We start from the raw sequence: 23,070 nt of genomic DNA, 5'->3' as shown, positions 1-23,070 counted from the left end.
GTGGCCGTCGGTGTCATCGACGCCCCATCAACGCCAGGACCAGGTATTCCTGCAGGACCGTCAGCCACTGGTAGACGTCGAGGTGGGGGGCCAGCGGATGGTCGTCCGGCAGGCGCTCCGGCCCGTCCGGGCTGATGCCGAGCATGGTGCCCAGCGCCAGCCGGATGTCGTTGACGGCCGCGATCCAGGCATTGGCGGCCTGCTCGGTCAACTCGAACCGACCCCCGTCGTCTGGAACCGTGTCCAATAATTGTTGGGCCGCAACACGTTTGGCGTCGATGATCTCTGGCTCATGCAAGCTGCGCAAGGCGGCATTGAGGCTTTCGGCCGCGTGGGGATCGTCGTCGTCCGGCCGGTGGAAGTCGGGCAGCAGCCGTCGCAGCGTCGCATCGTCGGGCGGCCGGGAATTGCCGGTTCTCATTCCGGTGATCTGCTCGAGTTCGTCTGGCGGCGCGGAGGATTCGCGTTGATCGAGCATGTCGATCAACGAGCCGACGAGGCTCTTCAGCAGGGCCGCCTCATGCGGGGCCAACGCGGACCGAAAACGGGGACCATCCGCGGTCTCGACCCGCTTCCACTTGCGCACCGTGTCCTGGCTGTCTCTGACCCGTCACCGGTCCTGCTGCATGGTGGCCCACAGTCCGGCGGCATGCAGCTTGGACACGTCGACTTCCATCTGTTCTCGGCTGCCTGACGAGACCACGGCCTTGCCTTCGTTGTGCACCTGCAGCATCAGCTTGGTGGCGTGCGGCTCGCTGTAGCCGAAGAGTTTCTGGAAAACATAGGTGACGTAGGTCATCAGGTTGACCGGATCGTCCCACACGATCGTCACCCACGGGCTGGCCGTGACGTCACCCGGATCGACGTGGCGTTGCCCGGTGGTTCCCGGCTTAGTCGGCGCAGACGCAACCATGCTCCCAGGATACCGAGCCGCGCCGGCCCAACCCGATACCGTTGCGGTGTGAACAACTCGGCTTGCGCTGGGCTGCTGACCGACAAGTACGAATTGACCATGCTGGCGGCGGCGCTGCGCGACGGTACCGCCGAGCGCCGCACCACCTTCGAGCTGTTCGCCCGCCGGCTCCCGGACGGCCGTCGCTACGGGGTGGTCGCCGGGACTGGCCGCTTCCTCGAAGCGTTGCCGAGTTTCGGGTTCGACGACGACGCGCTGGAGTTGCTCGCGGAGTTCCTGGACCCGGCCACGGTGGAATACTTGCGCGGTTACGCGTTTCGCGGCGATATCGACGGCTACGCCGAGGGCGAGCTGTACTTCCCCGGGTCCCCGGTGCTTTCGGTAACGGGCAGCTTTGCCGAATGCATCGTGCTGGAAACCTTGGCGCTGTCGATTTTCAACCACGACAGCGCCATCGCATCAGCGGCCGCGCGCATGGTCAGCGCCGCCCGTGAACGCCCGGTGATCGAAATGGGCTCGCGACGAACCCACGAGCAGGCCGCGGTCGCCGCCGCCCGCGCGGCCTACATCGGCGGCTTCGCCGCTACGTCGAACCTGCAGGCCCAACGCCAATACGGCGTACCGGCGGAAGGCACCGCCGCGCACGCGTTCACCTTGTTGCACACGCACCCCGACGGGCCCGACGAGCTGGCCGCCTTCCGCGCCCAAGTCGACGCGTTGGGCGTTGGTACCACGCTGCTGGTGGACACCTACGACGTCACCACCGGTGTGGCCAATGCGGTGGCGGCCGCCGGCACCGCGCTGGGCGGGGTCCGTATCGACTCCGGCGAGCTGGGCGTGCTGGCCCGCCAGGTGCGCGAACAGCTTGACCGCCTGGGAGCGACGCAGACCCGGATCGTCGTGTCCGGCGATCTTGACGAGTTCGCCATCGCCGCGCTGGGCGCCGAGCCGGTCGACAGCTACGGTGTCGGCACCGCGCTGGTTACCGGGTCGGGCGCGCCGACAGCCAACATGATCTACAAGCTGGTCGAGGTGGACGGGATACCGGTGCAGAAGCGCAGCAGCCACAAGGAATCTCAGGGCGGCCACAAGGAAGCCCTGCGGCTGTCGCGCCCGACGGGCACGATCACCGAAGAAGTCGTACACCCCGCGGGCCACCGTCCCGACGTCGCCGAGCCCTACCGGATATTGACGGTCCCGCTGGTGCGAGGCGGCAAGGTGGTGGCCGACACGGACATATCCGCCGCGCGAAAGCTGGTGGCAGCCGGATTGCGCAGCCTGCCGTGGGAGGGTCTGATGTTGTCGCACGGCGAACCGGCGATCCCGACCACGCAGATCCCGGCCCGACACCCCTAACACCCGACGGCAGGAGTAGCTACGCCCGACCTGTCCGTGCCCGACCTGCTGGCCGCCGCGGTGGCCGCGATCGGCGGCAGCCAGCGCAGCGGCCAACTGGAGATGGCCACGGCTGTGGCCCATGCGTTCGAAACCGGAGAGCATCTTGCGGTGCAGGCCGGCACCGGCACCGGCAAGTCACTGGCGTATCTGGTGCCGGCGATCGTTCGCGCCGTGTGCGACGACACACCGGTCGTGGTCTCGACCGCGACCATCGCCCTGCAGCGCCAACTCGTCGACCGCGATCTGCCGCAGCTGGTTGACGCGCTCGCCGATGCGCTGCCCCGCCGGCCCCGCTTCGCGCTGCTGAAAGGCCGGCAGAATTACCTGTGCCTGAACAAGATTCACAACGGCACCGATGCCGATACACCGCAGGACGAGTTGTTCGAGCCACTGGCGGTGACCGCGTTGGGCCGCGACGTGCAACGGCTCACCGCGTGGGCGTCGACGACCGACACCGGGGACCGCGACGACGTCAAGCCAGGCGTGGCGGACCGGTCGTGGGCGCACGTCAGCGTGTCGGCGCGGGAATGCCTGGGCGTGGCCCGCTGCCCGTTCGGCGGTCAGTGCTTCGCCGAACGGGCGCGTGGGCGCGCCGGCGCTGCCGATCTTGTCGTCACCAACCACGCGCTGCTGGCCATCGACGCCCTCGCCGAATCGGCAGTGCTGCCCGATCACGAGCTCTTGGTCGTCGACGAAGCACACGAATTGGCCAACCGGGTCACGGCGGTGGTCACCGCAGAACTGTCGGCCCCCGCGCTGGGAATTGTCCACCGGCGCGCCAGTCGCTTGATCGATTCTGAGCTCGCCGAGCGGCTCCAGGCCGCTACGACAATCGTGTCGTCTGCGATCCACGATGCCGTACCCGGACGCATCGACCGCATCGATGACCAGATGGCCACCCATCTGACTGCGTTGCGCGACGCGGCGAACAAGGCCCGGGCCGCGATCGATACCGCGCCCGGCGATCCGAAGGCCGCCGCCGCGCGGCTGGAGGCCGTCGTCGGCCTCACCGAGATCGAAGACACCGCGGCGCGAATCCTGGCCTCGTTCACCCCGACGATCCCGGAGCGCACCGACGTGGTCTGGCTGGAGCACGAGGAGAACCGCGGTGCAACACGCGCGGTGCTCAAGGTGGCGCCGCTGTCGGTGGCGGGGCTGCTGCGCGAGCGGCTGTTCGCGCGCTCCACGGTGGTGCTGACGTCGGCCACGCTAACGGTCGGCGGCAACTTCGATGCCATGGCCGCGGCGTGGGGCTTAACCGGCGACGGCGGCGACCCCCCGCGCTGGCGCGGGCTCGACGTGGGATCGCCGTTCGCGCACGCCAGGGCCGGAATTCTCTACGTGGCGGCCCACCTGCCGCCGCCCGGGCGAGACGGGACCGGCTCGGTCGAGCAGCTGAACGAGATCGCCGGCCTTGTCGACGCTGCCGGAGGCCGGACGCTGGGGCTGTTCTCGTCGATGCGTGCGGCGCGGGCCGCCGCCGAGGCTATGCGGGACAGGTTGTCCACACCGGTGTTGTGCCAGGGCGACGACAGCACCGCCGCCTTGGTCGAGCGGTTCGCCGCCGACCCCGCCACGTCCCTGTTCGGGACACTGTCGCTGTGGCAAGGTGTCGACGTCCCGGGCCCGTCGCTGTCTTTGGTGATCATCGACCGCATCCCGTTTCCGCGGCCCGACGACCCGCTGCTCTCCGCCAGACAGCGAGCCGTGGCCGCGCGCGGGCGCAACGGGTTCATGACCGTGGCCGCCAGCCACGCGGCGCTGTTGCTGGCGCAGGGCGCGGGCCGGCTGCTGCGCAGTGTCGACGACCGCGGCGTGGTCGCGGTGCTCGACTCGCGGATGGCCACCGCCCGCTACGGCGGCTACCTGCGCGCCTCGCTGCCGCCGTTCTGGACGACGACGGATGCGGCGCAGGTGCGCCAGGCGCTTGAGCGGTTGCGCAGTGCGACGTGAGGCGGCGCGGGCAGGGCGCAAGCGTCCGCTCAGCGGGCGCCCGCGGGCTCCGGCAGCATAAAGTGCAGCGATGAGCTTCGCTTGTTGTGCTCGTCGGCTGGCCTGGTTTAGCGCCGTGGTCGCGATCACCGTGCTCGCCGCGACGGTGCCTGCCGGCTGCGGGGACACAGGCGTCACCACCGCTGGCACGACCGCGGCGACGACTACCGCGACGGTGAAAACGACTGGCGCACCGGCCCCGGAACGATCGTCAACATCTGCAGCGCCGGTGGGTCCGATGACGGTGCTGCCCTTCACCGGCCTGGCTCGCCCAACCGGCGTGGCCGTGGACCCCAGCGGCGCGGTCTACGTCACCGATAGCGGCAACAATCGCGTCGTAAAACTGCGCGCAAACTCTGACAACCAGACCGTGCTGTCGTTCACCGGCCTCGACGACCCGGCTGGGGTGGCGGTCGACAACGTCGGCAACGTCTACGTCACCGACGCCCACAGCAACCGGGTGTTGTGGGCGCACCCGCCCCGGTCGGCTCCGACTCCACCCTGGCAAGCCACCTCTCGCACCGAATGGGTGGGGCCCTTCGGCGGACTGCAGACACCCCGCGGTGTAGCAATGAACGCGGGCCAGGATTTCCAGGATTTCTATGTCGTCGACAGCGGCAACAACCGGGTGCTGCATTGGAAAACCGGGATGACCGCCCCTGAGGTGCTGGCCTTCACCGGCCTGAGCCAACCGGACGGCATCGCTCTCGACGGCAATTCCAACGTGTGGGTCACCGACACCGGCAACAACCGGGTGCTGCAACTGCCGTCACACTCCAACACCACCCAAACCGCGCTGTCGTTCACCGGCCTCAACCATCCGCACGGTGTGGCGGTCGGCCCCGACGGCGTCTACGTCGCCGACAGCGGTAACAACCGGGTACTGAAACTGAGGACAGACCCGGCGAGCAAGGTCACCACGTTATCTGTGACGCCGTTGACTGGTTTGGACAGTCCACGCGGCGTGGCGGTGGACGCTCAGGGCAACCTCTACGTCGTCGATACCGGCAACAACCGGGTGCTGAGACTTAGGCCAGCGTGACCAGGCCTAGCTCATTGGGGGCCGCGAGCATCGGATGGTTCGGCAACACCCGCACGGTGTAACCGACCGCCCCGGCCACTGGCAGCGGTGTTGTCGCCGAGAAGATCTCGCGACCCGCACCGACACTACCGCTGTGTGACATCTCGATCGTGACGGGGTCGCGCAGGCTGTCGTCGGCGTCGACCCTGCCCAGTAGTGCTTGCACGGCGACCTCGTCAGGACGCAGCCCGGCCAGCTCGACGGTCGCCGTCAGCGTCAGCTTGGAACCCAGCACCGGGGTATCAGGGAGCCCGGTGCTGTCGACGTCGGTGATGCGGATGCTCGGCCATGCCTGCAACGCGCGTCGACGATAGTCGGCCAAATCGCGGGCAGGGCCGAAGCCGTCGCCGCCCACGGTGCGGCGCAACGACTGGGCCGCCGGGGTGTAGTAGCGCTCGACATAGTCCCGCACCATGCGCGAGGCCAGGACCTTCGGCCCGAGCGTTTGCAGCGTGTGGCGCACCATCTCCATCCACCGCGGTGGAACGCCGCGCTCGTCGCGTTCGTAGAACTTCGGCACTACCGAGTGCTGCAGCAGGTCGTAGAGCGCGCTGGCCTCCAGGTCGTCGCGACGGCCGGCCTCAGCCACCCCATCGGACGACGGGATCTCCCAACCGTTTTCGCCGTCATACCACTCGTCCCACCAGCCGTCGCGGATCGACACGTTCAACCCGCCGTTGAGCGCGCTTTTCATCCCGGAGGTGCCGCACGCCTCCAGCGGGCGCAGCGGATTGTTCAGCCAGACGTCGCAACCCCAATACAGGCGCCGAGCCATCGACATGTCGTAGTCGGGCAGGAACGCGATACGGTGACGCACCTCGGGCCGGTCGGCGAACCGCACCACCTGTTGGATCAGCGCCTTGCCGGCGTCGTCGGCGGGATGCGACTTGCCGGCGACAATCAGCTGGATCGGCCGTTCGTCGTCGAGCAGCAGCCGTTCCAGCCGCTGCGGATCGCGCAGCATCAACGTCAGCCGCTTATAGGTCGGCACCCTCCGGGCGAACCCGATGGTGAGCACCTCGGGATCGAACGCCGTCGCGACCCATCCGAGCTGCGCGTCCGATGCGCCGCGCTCCAGCCACGAGCGGTGCAGCCGCGCCCGGACGTCCTCGACCAGCAATGCTCGCAATTGGGAACGGATCGACCACAATCTCGCCGGATCGACATCCTGCAGTCGCAGCCACACCGCGGGCTCACTGAACGAGTCCGAGCCGACCAGCTCGCGGCCCAGCTCGAGCCACTGCGGCGCCGCCCAGGTGCGGGCGTGGACGCCGTTGGTGATCGACCCGATCGGCACCTCATCGGGGTCGAACCCGCGCCACAGCCCGTTGAACATGGCCCGGCTGACCCGTCCGTGCAGCTGCGAGACGCCGTTGGCGCGCTGGGCCAACCGCAGGCCCATGTAGGCCATGTTGAAGGTCGTGGGGTCGTCCTCGGCGCCCAGCTCGAGGATCCGGTCGGTGGGCACACCGGGCAGCAGTGCATGCCCGTCGGGACCGTCGGGGTCGCCGAAGTAGCGGCGCACCATGTCCACCGCAAACCGGTCGATGCCAGCCGGCACCGGGGTATGGGTGGTGAACACCGTGCTGGCCCGCACGACCGTGAGCGCGGTGTCGAAATCCAACCCCGAATCGGTCATGAGTTCGCGGATGCGCTCCACCCCGAGGAAGCCGGCGTGGCCCTCGTTCATGTGAAAGACCTCCGGCGCGGGCAACCCTGCTATGGCGGTGAAGGCGCGAATCGCCCGCACCCCGCCGATGCCGGCCAGGATCTCCTGCTTGATGCGATGTTCCTGGTCACCGCCGTAGAGGCGGTCGGTGACGCCGCGAAGCTGGTGTTCGTTCTCCGGAACATCGGAGTCCAGCAGCAACAACGGAACCCGACCGACCTGCGCGACCCAGATCCGGGCGTGCAGCCGGGCGGAGTCGGGCAGCGCCAGTTCGACCAGCACGGGGTGGCCGCCGTCGTCGGTGAGCAGCCGCAACGGCAGCCCCTGCGGATCCAGCGACGGATAGGTCTCGTGCTGCCAGCCGTCGGCGGTCAACGACTGCCGGAAATACCCGGAGCGGTAGTAGAGGCCCACCGCGATCAGCGGCAGCCCCAGATCAGAGGCCGACTTGAGGTGGTCACCGGCCAGGATGCCCAGCCCGCCAGAGTAATTGGGCAATACCTCGGCAACCCCGAACTCCATCGAGAAGTACGCGATGCAGGTCGGCATCGCGATGCCGTTGCTCTGCTGCTGCTGATACCACAGCGGGCGAGTCAGATAGTCGGTCAGGTCGGCCGCCAGCTCGTCGAGGCGCGCGACGAAACCGTCGTCGACCGCCAACTCGTCGAGCCGCGCCGGGCTGACCGCGCCCAGCAACGCCACCGGGTCACGGCCGCACTGCGCCCACAACGCGGGGTCGATCGCCGCGAACAGATCCTGGGTCGGCTTTTCCCACGACCACCGCAAATTTGTGGACAGCTGTTCCAGCGCGGCCAGCCGCTCCGGGAGGTGAGCGCGGACGGTGAACCGGCGAAGGGCCTTCACGCGTCACTACCTTACTGACGAGTGGTCAGCTGTGCGCGCCGACATAGGCGCTGGCAGTGGCGTTTTCAGCGGCAAATAAACGTGCGATCAGGCTGGTCGCGATGCCGAACCGCCGACAACTATGACGCCCGCCAAGGCGATCCATTTGCCCCCGCTGACGAGTGGAAACCGTAGCCGCGGAACGACGGGCTCACAGGCTGGCACTCATTGGTTAGCTGGTTGAACCATTCGCCCCGCCCGCACTCCGGGGGTGGCGGTGGTGGTCCGAGAGGCTGGCACGCGTTGGCTCCAGGGTCCCACGCGGTGCCCGGCCCGCAGTCGGGCGGTTGCGCCGAGCTAACCCCGAGCGATACCGCTATCACGTATGCCGTGGGCGCCAACGCGAGCGCGACCATGCCCGACACGCGGCCGATAAAGCTGCTCATCGAAGCCCTCCCGTCGGAGCGTCCAGGCCCCAAGTTCTCTACCGACGCTGCGCAGCTGCGCCGCGTATCGGCTGAGTCTAAACCTGAATCCGTGGATGGGTGATTTCGTGTTGCCGTCGACGCGGTTGTTTTGGGATGCGGCCGAGTGTGGCGCGGTGGGGCGTGGGTGATCCGCTGGCCTGTACCAGCTTTCCTTTGGGTTCCTTGGGTCGGGCCTGGGATGGCGGGGCGGACAGGGCTTGGAAGGTGGGGTCAGGCGGCGCGGGGTTGCGCGATCGGGTAACCGATGACGTTGTGCCACAGGGCCTTCCATCTGGCTCGCCAATGCCAGTGGGCGGGTAGGTGCAGCATTGGTTTGCGGGCCGGGGCGGCGAAGCGGGCCGGGATGTTGATCAGGTCGCGGCGCAGGGTAGCCCCGCGGGCCACGGCATGGTGGCCACCGGCGAGGGTGCCGACGGCGCGCAGCAGGTTATGGGCGATCACCGCGCAGGCCAGCCAGGCGCAGTTGGCCGCGAACAGCCCCGACGGGATGTGTGCCAGTGGGCCGTCGATTAAATCGGCGAAGGTGGTTTCGATGATGGCGTGGCGTCGGTGGGTGATATCGGCCTGGTCGACCGGCAGCGCGGAGTTGGTGACAAACGGGTGATAGCGCCACACCGGAAACAACGCATCCAGGTGGCGGGCGTCTTTGACCCGGCGCACTACCAGCCGCACGGTCAGTGTTCGGCCGCGGGCCAGGCGCAGGGTGTAGGGGGTTTCGGCGACCTGGGCATCGGAGATCAACGCCCCGGTGTCGGGGTCTTCGACCGCGCCCGGGTAGTGCACCGGGGTCCAGGCGGCCTCGTCGATGGCGGCGATCGCGGCGTTGATGCGCTTGTTGCGGCTGATCGACAGGGAGAATTCGGCGCCTCGCTGAATGCAGGTGGTGATCACTTTCTTGGTGCCAAACATTGAGTCGCCGCGCACCAGGATCGGCGCGTCGGGGTTGATCGCTTTCGCGGTGGTGATCGCCTGCTTGAGCTGGTATGCGGCACCGCGCCCGGAGGCGGCTTTGCCGCTCCGTAGCTGCGCCTCGGCGATCACCGGCGCGGCGGTCGCCGTGGAGATGGTGGTGATCTGTGGGGACAGGCCCAGCCGCAGCAGCGCGCGGCTGGCGATCTTGGCATGACCGAAGGAGGCGCCCTGCTTGGCGTGGCCGTAGACCGGGCGCAGCAGCGAGTCGATGTCCAAAAACATCCGCTCGTCGGCGCCAGCCAGCAGCGGGGTGCGCGCCGCCAGTGCGATCAGATGCTCGCGGGCCACTGCGGCGAGTTGTTTGGTATGCCCGAAGGTGAACTCGCGCAAAAAGATCCCCAACGTCGATGGGGCATATACCTCGTTGAACACCCGGGGTGTGCCGCCGGCGCGCAGCACATTGGCATCATCGATGCTGTCCGCGCCGCACATCATCCCGGCGACGATCGAGGTCAGCTTGCCAGCCGGGTTGACCGCGCCGGACTTCACCCGAGTCGACGGCAGATCCACGCGCTCGTTGATCAATTCCGAAAGACCGGTCTGCTCAGCCAGTTCCAGCACTGGCACCAACCCGGCCGCCGACAGCAGATTCTGCTCGTCAAACACCGCCGATCCGGTGGTGAACGTATACGATGAGTGCATCGAAAGTGCCTTCCCGGACTATGGACAAATGCGGCCTCAGCACTCGTATTGTCCCAGTTCAGAAGGCATTTTCGCTGTTCACACGCCGATCAAATCACCGGAACCATCCACGGATTTAGGCTAAACGTACCTAGATGCAGCTGAATGCCTCTCACGACTTGCGGCAAACGTTTTTGATATCGGCTGACTGGCAGCGACGGGGTTCAAGGACCGAATTTTTGCATCGAAGAAGTCGCATCCCAGAGCCGTTCTAGGACGCTGACCAGCACCGGTGGAGTCATACGCTCACTGGTGCCCGGCCTGGGCGTAGTTCGCCAGAGCCACCGCTACCGCGCCCCGCGTGTGGCTGGAGATTACGGTGGGTATTGGGCGCACAGAGCTTCCCGCAACATCGCGGTTTGACCGCGTGAGGAAATACGCGACTACAGATACAGCAGGATGGAGTGGCGGGTGCCCGGTCGTGTCGAGATCGATGACGTCCAGCCCGTCGTTTCGTGCGGGACGTACCCCGCCAAGGCGGTCGTGGGTGAGGTGGTCCCGGTACGGGCCGCGGTTTGGCGGGAAGGACACGAAGCGGTCGCGGCAACCCTGGTGGTGCGATATCTCGGCCCGCGCTACCCGCAGGTGAGCGAACTGCGCCGGGTCAAGGCGGTGCAACTCGCCGACCAAGTGCCGACCGCGACCCCTGAGGCACCCACACGGGTCAAGCCGCTGCTGGTTCCGATGACCATGGGCGAAGAGCCGTTTATCTTCCACGGTCAGTTCACCCCGGACAGTGTCGGGCTGTGGACGTTTCGAGTCGACGGCTGGGGTGACCCGATTCGCAGCTGGCGCGACGCGGTGGTGGCCAAGCTCGACGCCGGTCAAGGTGAAACCGAACTGTCCAACGACCTGCTGGTGGGCGCCCGGCTCTTCGACCGCGCCGCTGCCGGCGTGCCGCGCGCCGAACGTGATCCCCTGCTGGCGGCCGCGGCTGCCCTGCGCACCCCCGGTGATCCGGTGACCCGTGCCGCGCTGGCGCTGAGTCCTCAAATCGACGAACTGCTGCGCCGTTATCCGCTTCGTGAACTGGTCACCCGCGGCGAGCAGTTTGGGATCTGGGTAGATCGCCCGCTGGCCCGCTTCGGTGCGTGGTACGAAATGTTTCCCCGCTCCACCGGCGGCTGGGACGAGGACGGCAACCCGGTGCACGGCACGTTCGCGACCGCGGCGGCGGCACTGCCCCGCATCGCGAACATGGGATTCGACGTGGTGTACCTGCCGCCGATCCACCCCATCGGCAAGGTGCACCGCAAGGGCCGCAACAACGCCGCCACCGCTGCGCCTGGCGACGTCGGATCGCCGTGGGCGATCGGCAGCGACGAGGGCGGCCACGACGCGGTGCACCCGCTGTTGGGCACCCTCGACGACTTCGACGACTTCGTGTCGACGGCCCGCGATCTGGGCCTTGAGGTTGCGCTGGATCTGGCGCTGCAATGCGCGCCGGACCATCCCTGGGCACGAGAACACCCGGAGTGGTTCACCACGCTGCCGGACGGCAGCATCGCCTACGCCGAAAACCCGCCGAAGAAATACCAAGACATCTATCCGCTCAACTTCGACAACGATCCGGCCGGTCTCTACGACGAAGTACTGCGGGTGGTGCGGCATTGGATCGACCACGGGGTGAAGGTCTTCCGGGTCGACAATCCGCACACCAAGCCGCCGGACTTTTGGGCGTGGTTGATCGGTGAGGTCAAAGCGGCCGATCCGGACGTGATTTTTTTGTCCGAGGCCTTCACCCCGCCGGCCCGGCAATACGGGCTGGCCAAGCTCGGCTTCACACAGTCCTACACCTATTTCACCTGGCGCACGTCGAAGTGGGAGCTGACCGAGTTCGGCAACGAAATCGCCGAGCTCGCCGACTTTCGGCGGCCCAACCTATTCGTCAACACCCCCGACATCCTGCACGCTGTGCTGCAGCACAACGGCCCAGGCATGTTCGCGATCCGCGCGGTGCTGGCGGCGACCATGGGTCCGTCCTGGGGCATGTACTCCGGCTACGAGCTTTTCGAGCACCGCGCGGTGCGTGAAGGCAGCGAGGAGTACCTGGACTCAGAGAAATATCAATTACGGCCTCGCGACTTCGCTGGTGCGCTGGCCGAGGGACGATCTTTAGAGCCGTTCATTAAGCGGCTCAACGAAATTCGTCGACTACATCCGGCGCTTCGCGAACTGCGCACCATTCACTTCCACCACGTCGACAACGACGCGCTGCTGGCTTACAGCAAATTCGACCCCACTACCGGTGACTGTGTGCTGGTGGTTGTCACGCTGAATGCGTTCACGCCTGAAGAGGCGACGTTGTGGTTAGACATGCCAGCGCTGGGTATGGAGCCCTATGAACGGTTTTGGGTGCGAGACGAGATTACCGGCGAGGAATACCAATGGGGAGCAGCCAACTACGTGCGGATCGACCCGGCCAAAGCGGTGGCCCACATCATCAACATGCCGCTGATTCCGGACGAATCACGAATGACGCTGCTGCGCCGGAGGTGAGGTTGCGATGACCCCAACCGATCAACTCGCCAAGGCACATCTGGCACCCGACCCCGCGGACCTAGCTCGACTGGTGGCAGGCGAACACCATAATCCACATGGGATCCTGGGTGCTCACGAGTACGACGGACACACGGTGATCCGGGCGCTGCGCCCGCATGCGCTGGAGGTGGTTGCGCTCGTGGGCGGCAAACGGTACCCGATGCAGCACATCGAATCCGGGTTGTTCGCGGTAGCGCTGCCATTCGCCAACCTCATCGACTACCGACTCGAGGTGACCTATCGGCGCGCCGACGACATCGACGTGCACACGGTGGCGGACGCTTACCGCTTCTTGCCGACCCTGGGCGAAGTCGATCTGCATTTGTTCGCGGAGGGACGCCACGAACGCCTGTGGGAGGTATTGGGTGCGCATCCGCGCTCGTTCACCACCGCTGATGGCGTCGTTGAAGGCGTCTCGTTCGCGGTGTGGGCGCCTAACGCCAAGGGCGTGAGCCTCATCGGCGACTTCAACCACTGGAACGGCAACGATGCACCCATGCGGGTGCTCGGTTCGTCAGGGGTGTGGGAGCTCTTCTGGCCGGGCTTCCCGCCCGGCGGGCTGTACAAGTTCCGGGTGCACGGCGCCGACGGTTTGGTCACCGATCGGGCCGACCCGTTTGCGTTTGCCACCGAAGTGCCGCCGCACACCGCGTCCAAGGTGACCTCGAGCAGCTACACCTGGGGAGACGGCGAGTGGATGACCCAACGTGCCCGCCGTAACCCGGTGTTCGAGCCGATGAGCACCTACGAAGTGCACCTAGGCTCGTGGCGCCCAGGACTGGGCTACCGCGAACTTGCTCGTGAGCTAACGGATTATGTTGTGAAACAGGGCTTTACCCATGTCGAGATGTTGCCCGTCGCCGAACACCCGTTCGCCGGCTCGTGGGGATACCAGGTCACTTCCTACTATGCGCCGACATCGCGATTCGGCAGCCCCGACGAATTCCGGGCGCTCGTGGATGCGCTGCACCAGGCCGGGATCGGCGTCATCGTGGATTGGGTCCCGGCGCATTTCCCCAAGGACGCATGGGCACTTGGCCGTTTCGACGGCACAGCGCTCTACGAACATTCCGACCCCAAACGCGGCGAGCAGCTCGACTGGGGCACTTATGTTTTCGACTTCGGCCGGCCTGAGGTCCGCAATTTCCTGGTGGCCAACGCGCTGTACTGGCTGCAGGAGTTCCATGTCGACGGATTGCGAGTAGACGCCGTTGCTTCCATGCTCTACCTGGACTACTCCCGCCCGGCGGGCGGCTGGACGCCGAACATCTACGGCGGCCGCGAGAACCTGGAAGCGGTGCAGTTCCTACAGGAGATGAACGCCACCGCACACAAGGTGGCGCCGGGCATTGTCACCATCGCCGAGGAGTCCACCTCGTGGCCGGGCGTCTCGCGGCCGACAAGTGTTGGTGGGCTTGGCTTTTCGATGAAGTGGAACATGGGCTGGATGCACGACACGCTGCACTACATGAGCCGTGACCCCATCTACCGGAGCTATCACCACCACGAGATGACGTTCTCGATGCTGTACGCGTTCAGCGAAAACTTTGTGCTGCCGCTCAGCCACGACGAGGTTGTGCATGGAAAGGGCACGTTGTGGGACCGGATGCCCGGCAACGACCACATGAAGGCCGCCGGGGTCCGTAGCCTGCTGGCCTACCAGTGGGCACACCCCGGCAAGCAGCTGTTATTCATGGGCCAAGAATTCGGCCAGCGCGCCGAATGGTCCGAGCAACGCGGGGTGGACTGGTTCCAGCTCGAGGAGGACAGCTTCTCCACCGGCATTTTGCGGTTGGTGCGCGACCTCAACGAGATCTACCGTAGCCACCCCGCACTGTGGAGCCAGGACAGCAGCCCTGAGGGATATTCCTGGATCGACGCCAACGACTCGGCCAACAATGTGTTGAGTTTTCTGCGGTATGGCACCGACGGATCGGTCATGGCTTGCGTGTTCAATTTCGCTGGGGTCGAACACAGCGGCTACCGGCTCGGCCTGCCCTCGGCCGGCCGATGGCGCGAGGTGCTCAACACTGACGCGACCGACTACCGCGGCGGCGGTATCGGCAACCTCGGCGGTGTCGACGCCACCGAGGAGCCCTGGCACGGCCGCCCGGCGTCGGCGGTGTTGGTGCTGCCGCCCAGCTCGGCGCTGTGGCTGGAACCCGCGTAGCGGGCGGCAAGCCCCGGCGCCTCAATAGAGCGCGTTGGCGAGGTTGCGCCGCCCGCGATCACATCGGGGTCGGCCGGATCGAACAAGTCGAACAGCTCGACCAGCCGAGTGCGCACCTTGGTGCGCTCGTCGCCGGAGGTCCGCTTGACCAGCGCGATCAGCCGGTCGAACGCGGCACTGACTTCTTGGTTGAGAATCTGCACGTCGGCGGCAGCGAACGCGGCTTCGATGTCGTCTGGTGCCGCGTCGGAGACCGCCACAGCGTCGGGGCGCTGCCCAGTCGCGCGCATCAGAAAGTCGATCTGCCGGATCGCGCCTTTGGCTTCTGCGTGGTTCGGGTTGGCGTCCAGGATGGCTTGATACGAGTTTCGCGCAGCAGCGAAGTCGCCCGCCTCGAGCTGCTCACGTGCCTTTGCCAATGCCGGGTCGACCTGTTCGGGTTCACCGGAAGTCGTCGCACCGCTTAGCTTTCCGGCTGTCGCCGAAAGCAACGAGTCCAGCCAGCGCCGCAGCTGATCGGCCGGCTGCACGCCCTGGAAGCTCGAAATCGGTTGTCCGGCGGCCAACGCCACCACCGTCGGCACCACTTGAACACCAAAGATCTGGGCCACTCTGGGTACGGCGTCGACGTTGACCATGGCCAGCGACCACTTTCCATTGTCGGCGGCGGCCAAATCCGCGAGCGTGTTGGCCAGCTGAAGGCATACGTCGCTGCGCGGGGACCACAGCAGCACCACGACGGGTACCTGATTGGACCGGACCAGTACTTGCTCTTCGAAGTTGGCCTCGGTGATCTCGGTGCCCGCCTGTTGCGCCGACGCCGCATCGCCAGCGGAGGTCTGCTGCTGGGCTCGCTGCTTGAGGGCCGACAGATCGACCGCACCGGCCATGGCGGGCCCAATCGGGGGACGGGAACGCGTCACATCACCAAGTCTGTCACGTCGCTTCGAGCGCCAATCCACCCGGTTGCGGCTGTCCCGGCTGCGCCGCAAACCGTCCAGAACAGGGCCGCCGGACGCGCTGATCAGCTGATATGACGAAAATCACACCCGTGGCGCAAGGCCCCGCGCCAGCAACGTTTCACCGGCCGTCGTTGTCTGGTGGCGTCGGCTAGCTGGCCCGCAAGATGAGCGCGTCGCCCTGACCGCCCGCACCGCACAGCGCGGCCACCCCGTACCCGGAGCCGCGGCGGGCCAACTCCAGGGCCACATGCAGGGTGATCCGCGCGCCGGACATGCCGATCGGATGCCCGATCGCGATTGCGCCGCCATTGATGTTGACAATGTCAGGATCGACGCCGAGCTCCTTGGTCGAGGCCAAAGCCACGGCCGCGAACGCCTCGTTGATCTCGACCACATCGAGATCGTCGACGGAGATGCCTTCCCGGGCAAGAGCTTTCTTAACCGCATTGGCAGGCTGTGACTGCAGTGTGGAATCGGGCCCGGCCACTACGCCATGCGCCCCGATCTCGGCCAGCCAGCTCAGGCCAAGCTCAATGGCCTTCTGTTTGTTCATCACGACGACCGCCGCCGCACCATCGGAAATCTGCGATGACGAGCCGGCGGTGATGGTGCCGTCGGGGCGAAAGGCCGGCTTCAGACCGGCCAGCGACTCGGCGGTGGTGTTGGCGCGGATGCCCTCGTCTTCGCTGAACTGCAGCGGATCGCCCTTGCGCTGCGGGATGTCCACCGGCACCACCTCGTCGGCGAAGACCCCGTCCTTCCAGGCTGCCGCGGCTTTCTGATGCGAACGCGCAGCGAACTCGTCCTGCTCGCGGCGGGTGAACTTGTCCGTCTCGTTGCGCTGCTCGGTCAGCGCTCCCATCGGCTGGTCGGTGAACACGTCGTGCAGGCCGTCGTAGGCCATGTGGTCCAACACCGTCACATCGCCGTACTTGTAGCCCGCCCGGCTGCCCATCAGCAGGTGTGGCGCCTGGGTCATGGATTCCTGACCACCGGCCACCACCACGTCGAATTCGCCGGCACGAATCAGCTGGTCAGCAAGTGCAATCGCATCAAGACCGGAAAGGCACATCTTGTTGATCGTGAGCGCCGGGACGTCCCAGCCGATCCCGGCTGCCACCGCAGCTTGGCGTGCCGGCAGCTGACCGGCCCCCGCGGTTAGCACCTGCCCCATGATCACGTACTGGACCAGCGACGCCGGCACCTTGGCCTTCTCCAGGGCACCGGAGATCGCGATCGCGCCCAGATCGCTGGCCGAGAAATCCCGCAGCGAACCCATCAACTTGCCAATGGGTGTCCGTGCTCCAGCAACGATCACCGACGTCGTCATGATTACCTCCAGCGCGGGCGTGGACGGCCGATTTGGCCGATCGGAGAAGCACAATCGTTCCCTACAGGTTACCGTGGCGTCATGACCACCGATCACGTTGACGTTCGTCCTCCCCTGACCACGGCGTTGGTGACGGCGGTGGACCACGTTGGAATCGCAGTGCCCGACCTGGACGAAGCGATCGCGTGGTATCACGACCATCTGGGCATGATCGTGCTGCATGAAGAGGTCAACGACGACCAGGGAATCCGCGAGGCGATGTTGTCGGTGCGCGGTGCCCCGGTCGGCAGTGCGCAGGTTCAGCTGATGGCCCCGCTCGACGAGTCGTCGGCGATCGCGAAGTTCTTGGACAAACGCGGGCCCGGCATTCAGCAGCTCGCCTACCGGGTCAGCGACCTCGATGCGCTCACCGAGCGGCTGCGTGACCAAGGCATCCGGCTGCTCTACGACGCCCCGCGGCGTGGCACCGCGAACTCGCGGATCAACTTCATCCACCCCAAAGACGCTGGCGGGGTGCTGATCGAACTGGTCGAGCCCGCCGAATCAGCTAGCCACTAAGACCATTTTCGGGTCGGGCCGCGTGTTGCGCGGTTGGCCCAGCATGGGGTGTGCCAGTGGCGCCGGTCCTCGACACCCTGTCGCGAGTTAGCTGGCCACACCACGACATGAGCTGTACCAGAACGGATTTCATGGTCGCACCCAGGACAGCGGTATGTTTTGGTGGCTCGGGCCGCGGCGACGGGTCGCACCGCGTATTCGTGGCCGTCAGGTCCGGTTTCGAGGCGGTCCGGCATCGGCAACGATCCGACCCTGGTTTGCCGGCGGGGCGAGCTGCGGCGTGCCATCGCTTCAGTGTAGTGAGACATCCTCAAAACAGCCGGTATTCCGCACTGTCTAGTCCGCGCATTTTATCGTAATCCAAAGTGACGCAACGGATTCCGCGATCAGTAGCCAGCGTACGCGCCTGAGGCCTAATCTGTTGGGCGGCAAGTACGCCGCTGACCGGCGCCAGCGCTCTGTCACGGTTGAGCAGCTCGAGATAGCGGGTCAACTGTTCGACCCCGTCGATCTCGCCCCGGCGTTTAATCTCGACAGCCACCGCACGACCCTGCTCGTCGCGGCACAACAAGTCGACCGGGCCGATCGCAGTCATGTACTCCCGGCGGATCAGGGTGTATCCGGCGCCAAGCAGTTCGACGTGCTCGGCCAGCAGCGCCTGCAGATGGGCCTCCACGCCGTCTTTGACCAGCCCGGGGTCGATGCCGAGCTGGTGGCTGGAATCGTGCTCGATGTCTTCGACGGTGATGCGCAGCTGCTCACCGAGCTTGTTCTGCACGACCCAAACCGGCCAGGGCCCGTCAAGTTCTTCGGTGAGCCAGCACGGCGGGCTCATCCAATTCAGCGGCTTGTAGGCACCGTCGTCAGCATGCACACTCACCGAGCCGTCGGCTTTGAACAGCAGCAACCTGCGCGCGGACGGCAGATGTGCGCTGAGCCGACCCAGGTAGTCGACCGTGCACTGAGCGATCACGAGGCGCACCTGAGTCACCTTAAAGCCACCGCGGCGGACAAATTAGGCTGACGCCACCATGATGGCCAAGAAAACGGCCGCGCAACGCCTGGGCCGTGTCCTGGAGAAACTGACCCACCAGAGCGGCCGGTTAACCGAACCCCCGGAATATGGCTCGTGGCTGCTCGGGCGGGTGTCGGAGAGCCAGCGCCGCCGACGGGTGCGGATTCAGATCATTCTGACCGTCTTCATCCTGGTGGTCAGCCTGGTCGGAATCGGTGTCGACCTACTCATAGTCACGGTCGCTATTCCCGTACCCAGCCTGTTCACCGAGGCGCCGCGGTGGGTCACCTTCGCGGTGGCGCCCGGCTACATCGTGATCGCCGTGCTGGTGGGCACCTTTTGGATCACCCGGCGAACCGTGACCATGCTGCGGTGGGCGATCGAGGAACGCGAGCCCACCCCGGCCGACGAGCGCAACACGTTTGTGGCCCCCGCGCGCGTGGCGGTCATCAGCCTTATTTTGTGGGGGTTGGGGACGGCACTGATGACCGTCCTCTACGGGCTAGCCAACACGATGTTCATCCCGAAAATCTTGTTCTCGGGCAGCTTCTGCGGCGTTATGGTCTCCACCGCCTGCTATCTGTTCACCGAATTCGCCCTGCGCCCGGTGGCCGCCCAGGCGCTGCAGGCAGGACCGCCGCCACGGCGGTTGGCGCACGGAATCATGGGCCGCACCATGGTGGTCTGGATGCTCGGCTCAGGGTTGCCGGTGATCGGCATCGCGCTCACCGCGTTCTTCGCGCTGACGCTTCGGAATTTAACCGAGACCCAGTTCGGAGTTGCGGTGCTGATGCTGGCGGCGGCAACACTGATATTCGGATTCCTGTTGATGTGGATCCTGTCCTGGCTGATCGCAACACCGGTTCGAGTTGTGCGTGCCGCGCTGAAGCGTGTCGAACAGGGGGATCTGCGCGGGGAGCTGGTGGTGTTCGACGGCACCGAGCTCGGGGAGCTGCAGAGCGGCTTCAATGCGATGGTCAACGGGTTGCGGGAAAGAGAACGCCTCCGCGACATCTTCGGACGCCATGTCGGTCGGGAGGTGGCGGCGGCCGCAGAACGAGAGCGACCCAAGCTAGGTGGCGAAGAGCGCCATGTCGCAGTCGTTTTCGTCGATATTGTCGGCTCAACGCAGCTAGTGACGAGCCGACCAGCCACTGAGGTCGTCCAGTTGCTCAACCGGTTTTTCGCAGTGATCGTCGACGAGGTCGACCGTCATCGTGGACTGGTGAACAAGTTCGAGGGTGACGCTGTGCTGGCCGTTTTCGGTGCGCCGAACCGGTTGGAGTGTCCAGAGGACGAAGCCCTGGCCGCCGCGCGGGCCATCGCGGATCGGTTGGAGCGCGAGGTCCCCGAGTGCCAGGCGGGGATCGGGGTGGCGGCCGGACAGGTCGTCGCCGGCAACGTCGGCGCGAAGGAGCGGTTTGAATACACGGTGATCGGCGAACCGGTCAACGAAGCGGCCCGGCTCTGCGAACTGGCGAAGTCTCAGCCCACCCGGTTACTGGCGTCGTCGGAGACGGTCGATGCCGCGAGCGAAAAAGAGCGTGCGCATTGGTCTTTGGGCGAGACCGTGACGTTGCGTGGCCACGACCAGCCCACCCGCCTGGCCGCTCCGGTATAGGGCGGCTCCGGGTCTGGTCCGACGACGATGTCGTATTTCCGCCAGTGGTGTCGGTGGTCAGGTGTAATCGTGTCAAGCGTGCACGAAGATTTCGACCGCTGCTATCGGGCCGTCCAATCCAGAAATGCCCGGTTCGACAGTTGGTTTGTCACCGCGGTGTTGACCACCGGGATATATTGCCGGCCCAGTTGCCCTGCTCGTACACCATTCGCCTGCAACCTGCGGTTCCATCCCACAGCCGCGGCCGCGCAACGGGACGGTTTCCGGGCATGCAAACGATGCCGTCCCGACGCCTCCCCGGGTTCTCCGGAGTGGAATGTGCGCGGCGACGTCGTCGCCCGCGCCATGCGCCTGATAGGTGACGGCACTGTAGATCGTGAGGGCGTCGCAGGTCTAGCCCGGCGGGTGGGGTACACCACACGCCAACTGAAGAGGCTGCTGCAGGCCGAAGTCGGTGCTGGCCCACTCGCTTTGGCCCGTGCCCAGCGAACGCAGACCCCCCGGATACTCATCAAGACCACGGCGCTCGCGCTTAGCGACGTCGCGTTTGCGGCGGGGTTTTCGAGCATCCGCCAGTTCAACGACACCATCCACTCCGTTTGCGGCACCACCCCGACGGCAGTGCGCAACCGCGCAGCGGCCCGGTTCACCAGTAAGACCGGCTTCGCCGGAAGCGTGTCGCTGCGCCTGGCGGTCCGCACGCCGTTCGCCTATGAGGGAATTTTGGGGCATCTGGCCACCACCGCTGTGCCCGGTTGTGAGGAGGTCCACGATGGCGCGTACCGGCGTACACTGCGGCTGCCAAACGGCAATGGCCTCGTTAGCCTCACCCCGGCCCCCGACCATGTCCGTTGCCTGCTGCTGGTCGACGACCTCCGCGACTTGGCAACCGCGATCGCCCGTTGCCGCCGGCTGTTGGACCTCGATGCGGACCCCGAAGCGGTAATCGAAGTGCTGGAGCGGGATCCCAGTTTGGGCCCGCTGGTAGCCAAGGCACCCGGGCAGCGGATCCCGCGCACCATCGACGAGGCTGAGCTGGCAGTGCGCGTCGTTTTGGGCCAACAGGTGTCGACCCACGCGGCGCGGACCCACGCGGCCAGGCTGGTCGCGGCTTATGGGCAACCGATTCACGACGCGCACGGTAGCCTGACGCATCTCTTTCCGTCCGTCGACCGGCTTGGCGAAATCGATTCGGCGCATCTGGCGGTCCCAAGAGCGCGGCCGACGGAGCCTGGCCGCACTCGTTGCTGGGCTCAGGGACGGCAGCGTGGTCTTGGACGCTGGCACTGCGACTGGGAACGCCCGCGCCGACAGTTATTGGCGTTGCCGGGAATTGGCCCCGGGAGCGCGGAAGTGATCGCGATGCGCGGCCTCGGCGATCCGGATGCCTTGCCCCTCGGGGACCTCGGTCTACGCCTGGCAGCTCAACAGGCTGGCTGGCCTGCCCAGGGATCGACGGATGCTGACCGCGCGAAGCCAGCGTTGGCGACCATGGCGGTCCTACGCCACTCAGCATCTGTGGACCGCGCTCGACCACCCAGTACACCGCTGGCCGGCACAGGAGACAGCGTGATTCTTTACCGCACCGTCGACAGTCCGATTGGTCCGCTGACATTGGCCGGTCGCGGGCCAGTCCTGACCCATCTACGCATGGTCGATCAAACTGCGGAGCCCAGCCGCGCCGAGTGGGTATCCGATGGCCGGGCGTTTCCGGACGCGGTCGTGAACCATCCCGGGTTTGATGCACACCTCGTTTCGTGTGACCGGTGTGCTTCCTGATCTGGTGGTGAGCGTAGTACGCGGCCGTAGACGCTAGGTTCGGTTCGACGAGTTGGTGTCGTACCAAGCAGTCCAGATCTCGGGGCGGAGCCGGCCGCGGTCGGGTACCGGTAAGCCGGTGCCGCGAGCCCAGGCGCGGACTTCGGCGGTGGATGGCGTCGGCGCTGCGGGTGCCTGGTCGAGGTGGGCGATGTCGACTCTGATCGGTGAGATACGTTGCATGGCAGCGTGTTCGGTGGTCGCCCAGGCGTTGGCGGCGGCGAGGAACCGGTAGGTGTATTCCTCGGCGAGCTGGCGGGTCTCGCAGAACACGACGGGCACGTTCGGCCAGCGGATCTGCAACTCGGCGAGCCCGTCGGCGACCACCGCGGGCCGGATGCGGTCAAGCTTGAACAGCTGCGAGTAGCGATCCTCGATGACCACCGCCGCGCGCGGGAGCGCGGCTAGGTCGCCGACCTGGTAGCGCAGCTTGCCGCCGGTGAGGCTGGCTACCAGATCGACCAGTGACTTGCGTTCCACGCTGGCGACAAGCTGACCATCAACGACGATTCCGTAGTCCCCGCACGGCAGCGCCCGCTTGACCGTGGTGACCTGCTGGGTTGCGAACCGGTAGGCGTACTGCTCGTGGCTGTCGACCACGATCTGCAGCTCCTCGATGCCGTGCGCGCGGGCGGTCGGGGTGCGCACGTTCGGGCGTGCCTGTTTGCGGGTGCGCGGCGACTGCCAAAACACCACGTCGCGGCCCCGAGCCTGGGTGAACACGAGCTGGGAGCGGTTGTGCCGGGACCGGTCGGCGATCACGTCGATCGCTGCGCCGCGCCGACGACACGACCGCAACCGCACTCGTTCGACGATTACCGGATCGTCGGGCCACTCGTCCAGCGGTACCGGGTAGGCGAACAAAGCTTTTTCCCGCGGCCAGGTTCCCGACGTGCGGAACAGCAGGTCACCGCCACCGAGCGGGACCCTCAGCAACAACGGCAGCCTGGAGTCTTCATCCGGGTTGACCGCGATCAACAACTCCGCCACAAGTCCCGAGTCTGCCATCGGTGTTGGG

The 23,070-nt window shown here is 66.3% G+C and carries 15 protein-coding genes and 3 pseudogenes; 9 read left to right on the top strand and 9 right to left on the bottom strand.

From position 1 onward, the window contains the following. Positions 1-13: 13 nt before the first annotated feature. Together aosR and clpS are read right to left on the bottom strand one after the other, a co-directional pair. Entirely contained in the window at positions 14-586 is a 573-nt protein-coding gene (aosR, locus tag MYXE_RS07970) for an oxidative stress transcriptional regulator AosR (protein WP_003920886.1), read from the bottom strand. A 24-nt stretch (positions 587-610) separates the two neighbouring features. Further along, the gene (clpS, locus tag MYXE_RS07965) at positions 611-913 is read right to left on the bottom strand and encodes an ATP-dependent Clp protease adapter ClpS (RefSeq protein ID WP_003920885.1); all 303 of its coding nucleotides are present in this window, start codon (positions 911-913) and stop codon (positions 611-613) included. A gap of 99 nt (positions 914-1,012) precedes the next feature. Between clpS and MYXE_RS07960 the strand changes: the two genes are divergently transcribed. The 4 genes and pseudogenes from MYXE_RS07960 (at position 1,013) to MYXE_RS25440 (ending at position 5,345) form a co-directional block, all read left to right on the top strand. Next, positions 1,013-2,269 (top strand): nicotinate phosphoribosyltransferase, encoded by a 1,257-nt coding sequence (locus tag MYXE_RS07960; protein ID WP_232061819.1) that lies wholly within the window; start codon positions 1,013-1,015, stop codon positions 2,267-2,269. Positions 2,270-2,299: 30 nt separating this feature from the next. Beyond that, positions 2,300-4,264 (top strand): ATP-dependent DNA helicase, encoded by a 1,965-nt coding sequence (locus MYXE_RS07955; RefSeq protein ID WP_112650285.1) that lies wholly within the window; start codon positions 2,300-2,302, stop codon positions 4,262-4,264. Between the two features lie 244 nt (positions 4,265-4,508). Further along, positions 4,509-4,769 (top strand): annotated as a pseudogene (locus MYXE_RS25445) (serine/threonine protein kinase); the annotation flags it as partial. Between the two features lie 105 nt (positions 4,770-4,874). Then, positions 4,875-5,345, top strand: coding sequence for an NHL repeat-containing protein (locus MYXE_RS25440; protein ID WP_438941790.1), 471 nt, complete (start codon positions 4,875-4,877; stop codon positions 5,343-5,345). Here MYXE_RS25440 and MYXE_RS07945 read toward each other — a convergent pair. Further along, a complete protein-coding gene (locus MYXE_RS07945) occupies positions 5,332-7,917 on the bottom strand; it encodes a glycosyltransferase family 1 protein (protein WP_003920881.1) in 2,586 nt (861 codons plus the stop codon). The genes MYXE_RS25440 and MYXE_RS07945 overlap by 14 nt on opposite strands. A gap of 677 nt (positions 7,918-8,594) precedes the next feature. Then, a complete protein-coding gene (locus MYXE_RS07940) occupies positions 8,595-9,998 on the bottom strand; it encodes an IS1380 family transposase (protein ID WP_085193969.1) in 1,404 nt (467 codons plus the stop codon). A gap of 450 nt (positions 9,999-10,448) precedes the next feature. Between MYXE_RS07940 and MYXE_RS07935 the strand changes: the two genes are divergently transcribed. Both MYXE_RS07935 and glgB read left to right on the top strand, forming a co-directional pair. Then, entirely contained in the window at positions 10,449-12,536 is a 2,088-nt protein-coding gene (locus MYXE_RS07935; RefSeq protein ID WP_211280597.1) for an alpha-1,4-glucan--maltose-1-phosphate maltosyltransferase, read from the top strand. 7 nt (positions 12,537-12,543) lie between these two features. Beyond that, entirely contained in the window at positions 12,544-14,748 is a 2,205-nt protein-coding gene (glgB, locus tag MYXE_RS07930) for a 1,4-alpha-glucan branching protein GlgB (protein ID WP_085194368.1), read from the top strand. A gap of 21 nt (positions 14,749-14,769) precedes the next feature. Here the strand turns inward: glgB and MYXE_RS07925 are convergent. Together MYXE_RS07925 and MYXE_RS07920 are read right to left on the bottom strand one after the other, a co-directional pair. Next, positions 14,770-15,671, bottom strand: a pseudogene (locus tag MYXE_RS07925) (tetratricopeptide repeat protein). A gap of 187 nt (positions 15,672-15,858) precedes the next feature. After that, a complete protein-coding gene (locus tag MYXE_RS07920; RefSeq protein WP_003920877.1) occupies positions 15,859-17,040 on the bottom strand; it encodes an acetyl-CoA C-acetyltransferase in 1,182 nt (393 codons plus the stop codon). An 81-nt stretch (positions 17,041-17,121) separates the two neighbouring features. On the opposite strand from MYXE_RS07920, the gene mce reads away from it, so the two are divergent. Continuing rightward, a complete protein-coding gene (gene mce, locus MYXE_RS07915; RefSeq protein WP_003920876.1) occupies positions 17,122-17,598 on the top strand; it encodes a methylmalonyl-CoA epimerase in 477 nt (158 codons plus the stop codon). Here the strand turns inward: mce and MYXE_RS07910 are convergent. Together MYXE_RS07910 and nucS are read right to left on the bottom strand one after the other, a co-directional pair. Next, the gene (locus MYXE_RS07910; RefSeq protein ID WP_085194373.1) at positions 17,595-17,885 is read right to left on the bottom strand and encodes a hypothetical protein; all 291 of its coding nucleotides are present in this window, start codon (positions 17,883-17,885) and stop codon (positions 17,595-17,597) included. The two genes, mce and MYXE_RS07910, sit on opposite strands and share 4 nt — an antisense overlap. A 23-nt stretch (positions 17,886-17,908) precedes the next feature. Continuing rightward, positions 17,909-18,580 (bottom strand): endonuclease NucS, encoded by a 672-nt coding sequence (gene nucS, locus MYXE_RS07905; protein WP_085194366.1) that lies wholly within the window; start codon positions 18,578-18,580, stop codon positions 17,909-17,911. A 49-nt stretch (positions 18,581-18,629) separates the two neighbouring features. Here nucS and MYXE_RS07900 point away from each other — a divergent pair, with 49 nt between their 5' ends. Together MYXE_RS07900 and MYXE_RS07895 are read left to right on the top strand one after the other, a co-directional pair. Then, positions 18,630-20,234 carry an adenylate/guanylate cyclase domain-containing protein gene (locus tag MYXE_RS07900; RefSeq protein ID WP_003920874.1) on the top strand — a complete coding sequence of 535 codons (1,605 nt, stop codon included), beginning with the start codon at positions 18,630-18,632 and terminating at the stop codon, positions 20,232-20,234. A gap of 78 nt (positions 20,235-20,312) precedes the next feature. Beyond that, positions 20,313-21,807: pseudogene (locus tag MYXE_RS07895) on the top strand (AlkA N-terminal domain-containing protein). Positions 21,808-22,046: 239 nt separating this feature from the next. On the opposite strand, the gene MYXE_RS07890 reads toward MYXE_RS07895, so the two are convergent. After that, a complete protein-coding gene (locus MYXE_RS07890) occupies positions 22,047-23,042 on the bottom strand; it encodes an ERCC4 domain-containing protein (protein WP_085193081.1) in 996 nt (331 codons plus the stop codon). Positions 23,043-23,070: the final 28 nt, after the last annotated feature.

Source organism: Mycobacterium xenopi (assembly GCF_009936235.1).
Taxonomy (GTDB): domain Bacteria; phylum Actinomycetota; class Actinomycetes; order Mycobacteriales; family Mycobacteriaceae; genus Mycobacterium; species Mycobacterium xenopi.
This window is presented reverse-complemented; position numbering and strand designations above follow the sequence as displayed.